Source organism: Burkholderia sp. MSMB1078WGS (genome assembly GCF_001528895.1).
In the GTDB taxonomy this organism is placed as follows: Bacteria; Pseudomonadota; Gammaproteobacteria; order Burkholderiales; family Burkholderiaceae; genus Burkholderia.
In genome coordinates, this window is record NZ_LPDI01000031.1 from 1 (window position 1) to 12,812 (window position 12,812).

The 12,812-nt window shown below is 65.4% G+C and carries 15 protein-coding genes and 1 tRNA gene; 9 read left to right on the forward strand and 7 right to left on the reverse strand.

Annotated features, from left to right (window positions below):
- Positions 1–408: 408 nt before the first annotated feature.
- Both WT24_RS06695 and WT24_RS06700 read right to left on the reverse strand, forming a co-directional pair.
- The gene (locus tag WT24_RS06695; RefSeq protein WP_060032173.1) at positions 409–942 is read right to left on the reverse strand and encodes a cytochrome b; all 534 of its coding nucleotides are present in this window, start codon (positions 940–942) and stop codon (positions 409–411) included.
- On the reverse strand, positions 939–2,027 hold the full coding sequence (locus WT24_RS06700) for a catalase family peroxidase (RefSeq protein WP_060032176.1): 1,089 nt from the start codon (positions 2,025–2,027) through the stop codon (positions 939–941). The genes WT24_RS06695 and WT24_RS06700 overlap by 4 nt, the downstream gene beginning before the upstream one ends.
- 157 nt (positions 2,028–2,184) lie before the next feature.
- Between WT24_RS06700 and WT24_RS06705 the strand changes: the two genes are divergently transcribed.
- Together WT24_RS06705 and WT24_RS06710 are read left to right on the forward strand one after the other, a co-directional pair.
- Positions 2,185–2,706, forward strand: coding sequence for a sigma-70 family RNA polymerase sigma factor (locus WT24_RS06705; RefSeq protein ID WP_060032180.1), 522 nt, complete (start codon positions 2,185–2,187; stop codon positions 2,704–2,706).
- On the forward strand, positions 2,703–3,461 hold the full coding sequence (locus WT24_RS06710) for an anti-sigma factor (protein WP_060032183.1): 759 nt from the start codon (positions 2,703–2,705) through the stop codon (positions 3,459–3,461). Before WT24_RS06705 ends, WT24_RS06710 begins: the two co-directional genes overlap by 4 nt.
- A gap of 587 nt (positions 3,462–4,048) precedes the next feature.
- Here WT24_RS06710 and WT24_RS06715 read toward each other — a convergent pair.
- The 3 genes from WT24_RS06715 to WT24_RS06725 form a co-directional block, all read right to left on the reverse strand.
- Positions 4,049–4,261, reverse strand: a complete 213-nt coding sequence (locus WT24_RS06715) for a hypothetical protein (protein ID WP_156440313.1) — start codon at positions 4,259–4,261, stop codon at positions 4,049–4,051.
- A 43-nt stretch (positions 4,262–4,304) separates the two neighbouring features.
- On the reverse strand, positions 4,305–5,021 hold the full coding sequence (locus tag WT24_RS06720; RefSeq protein WP_156441761.1) for a hypothetical protein: 717 nt from the start codon (positions 5,019–5,021) through the stop codon (positions 4,305–4,307).
- Between the two features lie 175 nt (positions 5,022–5,196).
- On the reverse strand, positions 5,197–5,442 hold the full coding sequence (locus WT24_RS06725; RefSeq protein ID WP_257127441.1) for a hypothetical protein: 246 nt from the start codon (positions 5,440–5,442) through the stop codon (positions 5,197–5,199).
- Between the two features lie 606 nt (positions 5,443–6,048).
- On the opposite strand from WT24_RS06725, the gene WT24_RS06730 reads away from it, so the two are divergent.
- Positions 6,049–6,125: transfer RNA gene (locus WT24_RS06730), tRNA-Val, on the forward strand.
- 312 nt (positions 6,126–6,437) lie between these two features.
- On the forward strand, positions 6,438–6,953 hold the full coding sequence (locus WT24_RS06735) for a DUF2628 domain-containing protein (protein WP_059790430.1): 516 nt from the start codon (positions 6,438–6,440) through the stop codon (positions 6,951–6,953).
- Positions 6,954–7,050: 97 nt separating this feature from the next.
- On the opposite strand, the gene WT24_RS06740 is transcribed toward WT24_RS06735, so the two are convergent.
- Entirely contained in the window at positions 7,051–7,932 is an 882-nt protein-coding gene (locus tag WT24_RS06740) for a sigma-70 family RNA polymerase sigma factor (protein WP_060032232.1), read from the reverse strand.
- A complete protein-coding gene (locus WT24_RS06745) occupies positions 7,932–8,408 on the reverse strand; it encodes a carboxymuconolactone decarboxylase family protein (RefSeq protein ID WP_059503076.1) in 477 nt (158 codons plus the stop codon). Before WT24_RS06745 ends, WT24_RS06740 begins: the two co-directional genes overlap by 1 nt.
- A gap of 580 nt (positions 8,409–8,988) precedes the next feature.
- On the opposite strand from WT24_RS06745, the gene egtB reads away from it, so the two are divergent.
- From egtB to WT24_RS06770, 5 genes are all read left to right on the forward strand, one after another.
- Complete coding sequence (gene egtB, locus WT24_RS06750; protein ID WP_060032191.1) at positions 8,989–10,215, forward strand: ergothioneine biosynthesis protein EgtB; 1,227 nt, start codon at positions 8,989–8,991, stop codon at positions 10,213–10,215.
- Entirely contained in the window at positions 10,199–11,212 is a 1,014-nt protein-coding gene (egtD, locus tag WT24_RS06755; protein WP_059790435.1) for an L-histidine N(alpha)-methyltransferase, read from the forward strand. Before egtB ends, egtD begins: the two co-directional genes overlap by 17 nt.
- Before the next feature lie 290 nt (positions 11,213–11,502).
- Positions 11,503–11,808, forward strand: coding sequence for a hypothetical protein (locus WT24_RS06760; protein ID WP_059503081.1), 306 nt, complete (start codon positions 11,503–11,505; stop codon positions 11,806–11,808).
- 39 nt (positions 11,809–11,847) lie between these two features.
- Entirely contained in the window at positions 11,848–12,099 is a 252-nt protein-coding gene (locus WT24_RS06765) for a hypothetical protein (protein ID WP_060032194.1), read from the forward strand.
- Positions 12,100–12,286: 187 nt separating this feature from the next.
- On the forward strand, positions 12,287–12,655 hold the full coding sequence (locus tag WT24_RS06770) for a hypothetical protein (RefSeq protein WP_059503085.1): 369 nt from the start codon (positions 12,287–12,289) through the stop codon (positions 12,653–12,655).
- Positions 12,656–12,812 lie beyond the last annotated feature (157 nt).

The window sequence follows — 12,812 nt, forward strand, 5'->3', positions numbered from 1 at the left end:
GGCTGTTAATTTTTAAAGAGCATTCTGCGAGGGATCCTGAACCCCTCAGCAGCGCTGCGTTTTCAGCAGCAGAGAAGTGAGATTATTAACCGTTTTTTGAAACTCGTCAACAACTTTTTTAACTACTTCGTTGCGACGACTGCGGTTTAATTTCGTATGCGCTGGAGTCGCTAGAACCGACTTCAACAGCACCGCTTCCCTTCTTCCCCCGCGCCGCGTTTCCGTTAGCGCGAAAGAGGCGAGATTCTAAGCACCTGCCTCCGTCTCCGCAACCCCCTTCGTGAAATATTTTTGACATGCGGTGCCCGCGGCCGTCGAGCCTCTCGATTGGTCATATATAAGCGAGCGCGGCAGCAGCAGCCGCGCTCGCCCGCGAACCGCCGCCGCATCGAACGCAACCTGCGTCGCTCACCGTCCCACCATCGCCCTCACCACGCCGTCGCGCCGAATCAGCCCGTGATACAGCGCAGCCGCGAAGTGCGCGAGGAACGTCAAGAAGAACAGATAGGCCAGCACGCGATGCGCAACCCGAAGCCACGCGAACGTCACCGGATCGGCCGACACCAGCGCCGGCAATTGCACGCCGCCGCCCAGCGTCACCGGATATCCGCCCGCCGACAGCATCGCCCAGCCGATCAGCGGCATCGCGACCATCAGCGCATACAGCACGAGATGCGACCCGTGCGCGGCCACCTTCTGCCACCCCGGCAGATCCTCGGGCAACGCGGGCGGCTTCGACAGAATCCGCACGACGATCCGCACACACACCAGCACCAGCACCGCCACACCCAGCGGCTTGTGAATCGCCACCAGGACCTCGTGCCGCGCGGAAACCGACGCCACCATCCCCACCCCGATGAACAGCATCGCGAGGATCATCGCGGCCATCACCCAATGCAGCACCCGCGCCGGCCAGCTAAACGTCGTCGAAGCCTTCATCATCGTCCCTCCCCACTCAATCGCGCCACACCCGCCACACCGGCCTCTTCACTCGTGCGACGCAGATACGAATCCGCATACGCGGCCGAGCGCGCCGCCAGCAACGGATCGCCCGACACCTGGATCCCCTGCGGCAGCACCGTCGGGTCGTAATTCACGTCGCGGCACGGGCCGCTGTCCTGCGCCTCCACGCGATCGAGCACGAGTGTGCCGGCGTCGATCGTCGTGCGCTGCGCGGGCCAGATCTTCGTCGCGTCGTCCACCGGGTCGCCAGGCTCGGCCAGCGTGACCAGCAGTTTCCACTTCTGCGCACCGGCCGCGATGCGCTGCGTCACGTCCTGTTGCAGCACGTTCGGATCGGCGGCCGTCGCGACGTCGCCGGCACCCGCCGTCTGCTCCGGCACGACGCGCCACCGCACCGCCTGGCGCTTGCCGGCCGCGTCGACGAAGTAGAACGCGTTCAGCCCGTAATAGCTTTCGGTGACGTAACTCGCGCTCGGTTTCGCACCCTTCACCCATTGCAGGAAAGCGGCCGCCTCCGGATGCGCGCCGAAAAACGCCTTCACCTTCGCCGGGTCCGGCTTGCCCGTCTTCGGATCGGGACGGGTCGCGAGCGTCTGCTCGTAGAACGCCTGCGGCGTCGCGACCGGAAACACCGGCATCGCGTTCATCCCGGTCCGCCATTGCTCGCCGTCCGGCGCGGTGAGCTTCAGCGCAAGACTGCGGATCGGCACGCTGCTGTCGGGCGCGTACGGGTTGCCGCCCGGCAACGCGAAGCGCCCGATCACCGGCGTGCGCACCGCCTTGAAGAACGGCGCGACCGAATACGCGCTCGCGGCGCCGTTGCCTTCGAAGTAGCCGGTCACGCACACGCCCTTCGCGTGATTGCGCCGAAAGCCCGGGTGGACGCCGCTGTTGGTCTGCAGTGCGTCGACGAGCCGGTGCGGGGTCAGGCGCGCCGGCGCGAGCCACCCGCCGGCATACCCGAACGCCGCGGCCACGCCGGCCACCGCGCCGCCGATCACGGCCCAGCGCCACCACCCGCGCCCGGGCTCGCGCTGCGGCGAAGAAGACGAAGATTGCTTCATGAATGCACTCCCGATCGTCAGATCATTGTCGAACGCGCGTAGGACGCCGCCCGCGCCGCTTTATTCCACGAAAAGTTTTTTCGTATGCTGGAGGGAATAATCGGTGCCGACCGGCGTCCTACGCGGCACTACGACCCTTTCGGCAACCGGCCCGGCCATGCCCTCCACCGCCCTCGACGACGACGCGTTGCGCGAACTCATCCCCCGGCTGCGGCGCTTCGCGCTGTGGCTGGCGCGCGACGTCCACGCGGCCGACGATCTCGTCCAGTCGACGCTCGAGCGCGCGCTGTCGCGCTGGACGAGCCGTCGCGACGACGCGTCGCTGCGCAGCTGGCTGTTCACGATCCTGTATCGGCAGTTTCTCGACGGCAAACGCAGCGCGAAGCGCTACGCGTGGCTGCTCGGCCGCATCCACGACGACGACGAAGCGCACTGGCCGTCCGCCGAACGCGAATTCGCGGCGCGCGCGACACTCGAGGCGTTCGGCCAGCTCTCCGACGAACAGCGCAGCCTGCTGCTGCTCGTCGCGGTCGAAGGTTTCACCTATCAGGAAGTCGCCGACCTGCTCGACGTGCCGATCGGCACCGTGATGTCGCGGCTCTTTCGCGCGCGCCAGGCGCTGCGCCAGCTCAGCGACGGCGAACTGCCTGCTCCCTCCTTGCGGTTGATGAAGAAATGAACACGCCTCCGAACGAACACGACCTTCAGGCCTACGTCGACGGCCAGCTCGACGACGATGCGCGCGCCGCGGTCGAACGCTATCTCGCGCTGCATCCGGAGCGCGCGGAACAGGTGAAGCAATGGCAGCAGGACGCGCAGCGGTTGCGGGCCGCGCTGGAGAGCGTGCGGATGCCGGCGGACAATCCCGCGCTCGATCCGGCGGCGATTCGCGGCCGGCGGGCGGAGCGCACGCGGATGCGGTTCGCGATGGCGGCTTCGTTCGTGTTTTGCGTCGGGCTCGGGACGTTCGGCGGATGGCAGGCGCGCGGCTGGAACGCGCCGCCGCCCATCGCGCCGATGAGCGATGCGGTCAAGGCTTACCGAATGATGGTGGTCGATCAGGCGGCGAAGGTCGATTACCGGCCGACCGGTGCGGGCGATTTGCAGGAGTGGCTCACCAGGCGCGTCGGTGCGTCGGCGAAGCTGCCGGATTTGAGCGCGGCGGGGTTCACGCCGGTCGGCGGACGGTTGTTCACGACGGACAGCGGGGCCACGGCCGCGATGGTGCTCTATCAGGATGATGCGGGGCAAACGCTGAGCTTCTATCTCCGGCCGGCGGAATCGGAACATCGGCTGCTGCCGGCCGGGCAACGCGTGGATGGCGCACTGCTGGCGCGGTATGGATCGGTGAACGGCCTCAACTATGCGGTGGTTGGGCCGGCCGGAAGCGTCGGGGAGAAAGCGGTCGTGCGGGCGCTCGATCAGCAGACCTGAAGTGATACGATGCGCGCCCGGATGGTGGTCGGTGGTGGCTGCCGGCGCCTTTTCCGGTGCGGCTCGGCGGGCTTGAACCGGCTCACGCTCACCGCTCGAATGCACAGCGTTTCGACTGACTTTCATCGGCTGTTATTCACATCCAGTCCGCGCCGGCGCCCTCGCCTTTAAAATCACAGGGTTTCGAGTCACCGCGGAACAGGACATCCACATCGATCATGACGGTGCCGCATGCCGACTTCGATGGGTTCGCTCACCTTTGGCATGCACAGCGTTTCGGGTTGTTTTGGGCGCCGATATCCACAACCCGGGTGATTGACCAAGCGTCTTCGCCAGATTCGACTGCGCTCACCCGTTGAATGCACAGGGTTTCGAGTGGCTTCGAGCCAACGATATCCACAAGACATTCGACTTCCGGAAGTCGCACGCGATTTGTTCGCTGCCCTCTTTCATTGTCGGCAAAGCCTTGTCGGGCAAGACATTCGGGCCAACGAGCCCATCGAAACCGGAATGCTCACCGGTCGGATGCACAGGGTTTCAACTGGATCGTGCGCCGGTTGTCCACACACTGCCGCTCGCGCTTCGGGTCACTTCGTTCCGACTATCCCGAGAACCGCGCCGGTTTCCGGCGCGATGAGGTACCGGATCGGCTCCGGATCGTCATCGAGCCACGTATTCGCCGCATGTCCATACGCGTTCGCAAATCGCGCGAACCCCTCGCGCTTGCGCGTCCAGTGCGACAAGCTCGTCACACGTTGAAGCAGCCAGAAAATCTTGCGCCGAGTGGCGTCGTCCGTCATGTCGTGCTGTTCGATCGTGTCCGTCACGATGGCTCCGCTACGCTCATGTCGGCGTGTCGTCGTTGCACAGGCCGCTACGTTCCAACACCTCCCGCAGGCATACCGGGCACACGAGCTCACCGGCGTCCCACAGCTGCACGAACATGGCCCGATCGTCGATGCGGAACGTCGATTCAACGATGTCGATATCCGGCCCGAGCACCTTGCGCAGGAACGTTTCGTCGAACCAATGCGTGGTGCCATGCTTCACGCTGGCATCGGTTACCCGCACGACGGGACAATCGCGGATCACGTCGATCGACAAGATCGCGGCCTCGATATCCGGTGACGTCCGCGTCGGCCGGATCAAGCCGTGCAACTCGCAGCGCGCGACGCCGCGCGGCCAATTCGCATTCGCCGCGACGACGGACGTGTCGAACGCCTGTTCCTTCGTCGTCGGTTTATAGGGCACCTCGCCGGAGCGCACGAGCAGTTCGTCCAGGCATGCCGAACACAGATGCGCACGCAAACGCTCCAGCGCCGCAATCTTCGGAAACGCCTTCACGTGCGCAACGTTGTCGACGAAAGTCGCATCGACCTCGTGTTCTTCGAGTTCGGCACGCAGCATCCACATTTCACGGCTGTACTTCGGCCGGTCGAGCGAAACCCTCACGAGTTCGCCGGGCGAAAACTGTCCGCGCTGCCGAATGCACACGGCAACGCCCGCCGATGTCGCGATCCCGTTATCGCGTCCGTGCCGACGGCACATGATCGGTCCCATTACCGGCTCCGGTGGCGGGCAGTACTGGTATCGCCGCGGTCTTGCTTCGATTTCATCTTATCGCTCGTCGTCATCGATGCGTCGTCCGTCGCGACGAGAAATACTCGGTGATCGTCGCGATCACGACCTGGTGCGTGGTGGTATCGATCGCTTCGCCCGGTGTCGTCTGCCGTGATCACCCTGCCTCCTTCCCGAGCCATCCGACGATCGCCGCGATATCTGCGTCGGAAAGCTGCCCGACACGCTCGACGGAAACACCGTAGTCGAGATCGAACTTCACGTTGAATCGCTCGCCCTTGTAGCGGCAACACAGGACTTCGGCTTCCGGTATCGACACGCGTTGCTCGAACACGATGTCGCCCGGATGTCGCTGCATCCGGTGTACGACTGCGTCGATATCGAGCGCGTGGAGGCGGGTCAACGAAGAATCGGTCACGTGCCGTGAGCTTGTCCGTCGGGCTTTGCATCCTGGATGCCGGCGATTCTACAGACATGAAGGCTTACGCATCGATCGATGCGCTTCACAGCGTTCCGCTTCGTTCATCCAGCCGCTGCACTCAGTGCATATCCCGAGCGGATCACAGTCGACGGACTGTGCTTATCCAAAGGTGTTAACAGCATTCGTATATATACGTAGTGGTAGTTAACAAACCCTGTGCGTCACAGTGGATAACCTCCGTAACGCACTGAATTCTCGGCGCGAAACGAAATGCATAACCCTGGGTGCGCGACGTGAACAGCGCCCGGCAGCACAGAACAACTTTTCGTCGATTCACAACCGCGCCGACATATCCTCAATCGTTCCACTGTGAATCCAGAGGCTTGCCGAACGGTTATCCAAAGGGGAATGTGGATAACACCGCCGCATATCGAAGCGTTTTGCTGTGAGGCGAACGGATGAAGCCAACGCTGCCGGCATCGCCAGCCGCGCAACATCGATCGTCAGCCCGCCGTGCGAGCGTTTCAAAAAATTTTCACGAAGGGGCTTGTGCTCCCCTAAAACCCTCTCTATAATTCGCGGCTTCTTAGGCTCGTAGCTCAGTTGGTTAGAGCACCACCTTGACATGGTGGGGGTCGTTGGTTCGAATCCAATCGAGCCTACCAACGAACAAAACGAAGGGGTCCGGCAGCACGACTTGCCTACAGGCAACACGGCTCGCCAAACATACGAACGCCACGCGACAACTTCGCGTGGCGTTTTTCTTTTCCGGTCCGAAACGATGCGTGACGCCCCGATGCGTCATGTCGTGCGAACCGCGGCATCGCATCCTCCGTTCGACATCCCGACCTGCCACACAACGGCCGCTGCACGGCGCGTAGAATCGTCTGCACATCGACGTGGCAGCTTCGCCCGTCGCCCGGTTTCCACCGCATCAAAACAACGACGCGCGCTTCGCGCGGCTGAGAGCACACGACATGTCCGAGGTCACGACCGCCGCACCGCGCGCAAGCCACGACGAAATCGCCGCTTACGTCGGCAAGAAGGCCGACTGGTACGAACGAAAGTGGGCGATCGCCGAATCGCGCAAGAGCCGGCAGTCGTGGAACTGGGCCGCGTGCTTCCTCGGCCCGGTCTGGATGGCGTATCGATGCATGTACTGGCAGGCGACCGCCGTGCTCGCCGGCACGCTGGGCATCACGCTGATCGAGTTGCTGTACTTCCCGGGATACTTCGAATCGAGCATGCTCGACCCGGCCACGATCGCGATCGCGGTGTCGCTCGGCTGGTACGGGAACGGCCTCTACAAGACGCACATCGCACGCAGGATCGAAAACCTGCGCCCGCACGCGACGTCCCGCGAATCGTTTCTCGCGCTGCTCGACGCGCAAGGCGGCACGAACTGGCTGGCGGCGGCCGGTTTCGCCGTCGCGACGCCGCTGCTCGGCGTACTGCTGTACATGGTCGGCAACGCCGGAGGCGGGATGTACTGATCGCGGTAGCCGGCGAGCGGAACGCAGGGCGGAAAGAAGCGGGGCGGCGCCGGGCATGCATGCGCATGACACACGGCGCATGCTCGCGCCACCATCCTCAATGCAGATGCTTCAATTTGTCAGGATTGCGCACGACATAGATCGCGACGATCTTCCCGTCGTCGATCTCGAGCGCAGTCGTCTGCAGCTCGCCATCGGCTTCCAGCGTGACGAAACCCGGCAGCCCGTTGATGAACCCGGCCCGGATGAGCTTCGACGCTTGCGTCGCGAACAGCTCGGCGAGGTACGCATGCACCCGCATCACGAGTTCGAAGCCGAACACCGGCTTGCCGGCCGCGGTACGCTTGCCGCCACCGTCCGAATGCAGGCTCACGTCCTCGGCGAGCATCGCGCCGAGTGCGCGCATGTCGCCGCTGCGTGACGCCGCGAAGAATGCTTCGGCCAGTTCGATCCCGCGCTGCTTGTCGACATGAAAACGCGGCCGCGCCTCGCGCACGTGCGTGCGTGCCCGTGCGGCGAGCTGTCGGCACGCGGCCGGGTCGCGCTGGATCGTCGTGGCGACTTCGTCGAATTCGAGGCCGAACACGTCGTGCAGCAGGAACGCCGCGCGTTCGAGCGGCGAGAGCCGTTCGAGCGCGAGCAGCAGCGGCAGCGTGACGTCGTCCTGTTGATCTTCCTCGACGATCGGCTCGGGCAGCCACGGGCCGATATAGGTTTCGCGCTGGTGCCGCGCGGACTTCAACTGATCGAGGCACATGCGCATCACCATGCGGCGCAGGAACGCCTCCGGCACGCGTACGTCGGTGCGATCGACGTCCATCCAGCGAATGAACGCCTCCTGCACCATGTCCTCGGCATCCGCAACGGAACCGAGCATCCGGTACGCGACGCGGATCAGCGTGCGGCGCAGCGGATCGAAGCTCGCCGCCGCGTCGGCCCGTTCGTCGGCGCCGCCGTTGGCCGGGTCGAGGTTCGGCATCAGGCCACCATCTTCGCGGCGGCGGCCTTCGCGTCGGCCGGGTCGACCCACAGCCCGAAGCCGACGGCGAGCCGGTTCCAGCCGTTGATCACGTTGATCATCACCGTGAGTTTCACCTGTTCCTCCTCGCTGAAATGGTCGTTCAGCGCCGCATAGGCCGCTTCGTGCGCAGCGTGGCCCTCCGACAGCCGCGTGAGCGCGTCGGTCCAGCCGAGCGCCGCGCGTTCGCGGTCGGTGTAGCAGGGCGCTTCGCGCCACGCGGACAGCAGGTAGATGCGCTGCTCGGTCTCGCCTTGTTCGCGGGCCTCGGCGGTGTGCATGTTAATGCAGTTCGCGCACGCGTTGATCTGCGACGCGCGGATCTTGACCAACTCGATCAGCGTCGGCTCGAGGCTGCCGGCGGCGGCGACCGACACGGTCATCCAGTGCTTCATCAGCGCGGGGGCGGCGGCAAACGGATTGAGTTTCGCAGTCATGGTGGCTTCTCCTTTCGTGTGGGTTCCGTCGATATGACGAGCGAACCCCCCGCAGGTGTGACATCGATGCAAAAAAATTTTCGGAACCGTCGAAGCGGGCAGCGGCAAGCGAAGGGCGGAGCCGTCGAGCAGGGCGCCACAGGACGCGATATCGACGGACGAATGGTGCGCATCGCGCCGTTCCGCCGACGAACGCGCGCCATCGACCTTTCATGCATGCCGTGCGGTTGTCACCGGACGTCAGCAGTGTGCAGTCGCGGGCACGTGCATTGCGTCCGTCGGCTCGAACCCGGCCGCGACGGCCGCCGACGGTTCGTCACGCGTGCGACGCCCTCATCGAAAATGCTTTCATTTTTCTTTCTGCTTCGTTTCATCGGAAATCCGATTCGCGACGTTCACATTTCTGGACCATACTGTTCTGCACGGGCAGACGAAGTGACGCCGCATCCGCGGCCCGGCGCGCGCGCCGGCTGCCCGACGACGCAGCAGCAGGTTGCACGTCAGCCGCGCGCATGCCAGCGCAAGGCTTTCCCTTTTCCGGCAACGCAACGCAGCGAATCGCGACGTGGACGGTAAACCGATGAGCCTCCTTGCATCACAGCTTCAGCGCCGTTACCAGGACGTGCGCGCCCATAGCGTCGCGCTGACCGCGACGCTGTCCGCCGAAGACCAGGCCGTGCAGTCGATGCCCGACGCGAGCCCGACGAAATGGCACCTCGCGCATACGACCTGGTTCTTCGAAACCGTCGTGCTGATGCGCCGCGTGCCCGGCTACGCGCCGTTCGACGACGCATTCCAGTTTCTCTTCAATTCCTATTACGAAGCGCTCGGCCCGCGCCATCCGCGACCGCAGCGCGGGCTGCTCACGCGTCCGTCGCTGGACGACGTGCATGCGTACCGGCAATACGTCGACGACGCGATGCTGCGCGCGCTGGCCGACGCCGACGCGGCGCAGCTCGAGGCGATCGCGCCCGAGCTGGTGCTCGGCCTGCATCACGAGCAGCAGCATCAGGAACTGATCGTTACCGACATGCTGCATGCGTTCTCGTGCAACCCGTTGCGGCCGGCGTTCCGGCCGCGCACCGGCGCCGATGCGCAACGCGTGCTGGCCGCGGGCGACGCCGGCCCGTTGCGCTGGCTGCGTCAACCGGGCGGGCTCGTCGAGATCGGCCACGACGGCGATGCGTTCTCGTTCGACAACGAGCGGCCGCGTCATACGGCGCTCGTGCGGCCGTACGAGATCGCGAATCGCCTCGTGACGAACGCGGAATTCGCGGCGTTCGTCGCGGACGGCGGCTATACGCGCCCCGAATTCTGGCTGTCCGACGGCTGGGCCACGGTGCAGCGGGAAGGGTGGCAAGGGCCCGCGTACTGGATGCCGGACGACGACGACGCGGCCGCCACGCGCGTGCGGCGCACCTTCGGCCTGCACGGCGTCGAACCGCTCGCGCCCGACGCGCCGGTGTGTCACGTGAGCTTCTACGAGGCGGCCGCGTATGCGGAATGGGCCGGCGCGCGGCTGCCGACCGAATTCGAATGGGAAACCGCGTTCGCGGCCGACGGCATCCGGCAGATGCTCGGGCATGTATGGCAGTGGACGCGTTCGTCCTACGAGCCGTATCCGGGCTTTCGGCCGCTCGCGGGTGTGGCGGCCGAATACAACGGCAAGTTCATGGTCGGCCAGCAGGTTCTGCGCGGCAGCAGCATCGCGACGCCGCCCGGGCACGAACGGCCGACGTACCGCAATTTCTTTCCGCCGGCGGCACGCTGGCAATTCACGGGAGTGCGACTTGCGCGAGACGTCTGACCTGACGGCCACGAGCGGTGGCCTGCAACCCGCCCGCGATGCGCGGCCGAGCGCGTTCGAGCGCGACCTGATCGACGGACTGTCGCGCACGCCGCGCAGCATTTCGCCGAAATACTTCTACGATGCGGCCGGCTCCGCGCTGTTCGACCGCATTTGCGAACTGCCGGAGTACTACCCGACGCGCACCGAGCTCGGCATCCTGCGCGAGCGCGCGGCCGAGATCGCGCAGCGTGTCGGCCCGCATGCGGACATCGTCGAATTCGGCGCGGGCTCGCTCGAGAAGATTCGCATCCTGCTCGACGCGTTCGCGAACAACTACGCGAACGCGCCGGCGCGCTACGTGCCGATCGACATCTCGGCCGACCATCTGCACGGCGCGGCCACACGCCTGCGCGCCGCGTATCCGTGGCTCGACGTCGCGCCGCTCGCGGCCGACTACACGAAGGCCGAGCAACTGGCCGAGCTGACCGAAACGCCGCGGCGGCGCATCGGCTTCTTTCCCGGGTCGACGATCGGCAACTTCTCGCCGGAAGAGGCCGACACGTTCCTGCGCGATGCGGCGCGGCTGCTGCGCGGCGGCGGCCTGCTGGTCGGCGCGGATCTCGTGAAGGACGAGCGCACGCTGCACGACGCGTACAACGACGCGCAGGGCGTGACCGCGCAGTTCAACCTGAACCTGCTGGCGCGCGCGAACGCCGAACTCGGCGCGGATTTCGACGTCGATGCGTTCTCGCACTGCGCGTTCTACGACCGCGAGCGGCAACGCATCGAGATGCATCTCGTCAGCGACGTCGCGCAGACCGTACACGTGCGCGGCCACGCGTTCAGCTTCGAAGCCGGCGAGCGCATCCACACGGAGAACTCGCACAAGTTCACGATTGACGGCTTCCATGCGATCGCGCGCCGCGCCGGGTTCGAACCCGATACCGTGTGGACCGACGCGGACAAGCTGTTCAGCGTGCACTGGTTGCGCAGTGTCGACGATATCCGCGCGTAATGCGCGCTGCCGCGAACCGCTCGCGCCGCAAGGCCACGGCGGTTCGCTCCCCGTGCCCCGGCGTGTTCGATCCGATCGCCGGTTTCGTACCGAAAATTCCCTTTTTACCGACCCGATGCATCGCCGCAACGATGTCCGGCATGCCGCCTCTCCCATGCTCCATCAGGCTTTGCGGGCACCCGTAAACCTCCGTTACTGCTCTCGCAGACCCGTTTCACCTGTGTCGGCGTCCGGTGCCTAGACTCCGAACCGTAGTCACACGACGCACGACACGTGCAGGGAGTCGCGAAATGAGCAAGAAACTTATTCTCGGTGCAGTTCTCGGTGTAGCGGCGCTGGCAGCCTCGGGCGTCGCATCGGCCCACGTCGACCTGTCGGTCGGCATCGGCGTGCCGGGCGTCTATGCGGCGCCGGCGCCCGTCTACGTGGCGCCGCCTCCGCCCGTGATGTACGCGCCGGTCGGCTATCGCGACGACGGTTGGCGCGGCGACGGCTGGCGTCAGCGCGAATGGCGCGAACACGAGTGGCGCCGCCGTGAATGGCGCGAGCACGAGTGGCGCGAGCGCGGCGGCTGGCGTGGCGGCCGCTGGGACTAAGCGGCTCGATCGATCATTCGAGAGGAGAGTGAAAACACGATGCCCGTTCGATACATCGGACTACGTGCCGCCGCCGATGTCGTTGCGCTCGCAACGATCGGCAGCGCGCACGCGGCGGGCTGCATGAAGGGTGCGGTGGTCGGCGGTGTGGCCGGTCACTATGCGGGGCACCACGCGGTGGTCGGCGCCGTGGGCGGCTGTATCGTCGGCCATCACATGGCAAAGCAGCACGCGCAAGAGCAGGCCGCGCAACACAAGGCCGCCGCGCAGGGCATGCAGCCGCCGCAGTAAGCACCTCGTCACCTGGGCGACGTCGCGGCATCGCCCAGGTGCTTCGCCCCCGCGTTCATGCGTGCCCGCAATTGATCCGACGAATGCGTGCCGCACGCGTCGTTACGATCATTTACAACGTCGTGCTGCGCGAATATCTCGCATTCATAAAATGCAGTCACGCAAACGCGCTCAATGGGAGCATCAAATGAAACAGCAACGATATCTGTCCGTCCTGGCGGCCGCGCTGCTCGCGCTCGGCTCGGTGTCTGCCCATGCGGCGGCCGGCGGCAACGGCGGGGGCAATGGCGGCGGTCATGGCGCAGGTGGCTCGGGCGGCAACGCAGGCGGCATGTCGGGCGGCCACATGAGCGGCCAGGCGCTGAGCAACTCGAACGGCATGCACGCCGGCGACCGGGACAAGGGCCTGTCGCGCGCGGCCGACCGTTCCGACACGATCGCCGATCGCGCCGGCACGCAACCGGGCCGCGGTCACTCGCACGCGCATGGCCATACCGCGCATGCGTCGACGTCCACGCATCATTCGCATCGCAACGCATTCGGCCGTACGCTGTAAGCGCAGCCTGCGAATGCACGGGAAGGGCGCTTCGGCGCCCTTCTTTCATGGCGAAAACGTAACGTGTCGGGCGAGCGAAAACATCATGTCGACCCGATTTGCAACCAGCCGTAACGGCGTCGCCCGCACACGAGTAATGCGAATGCTTTCATGCGGA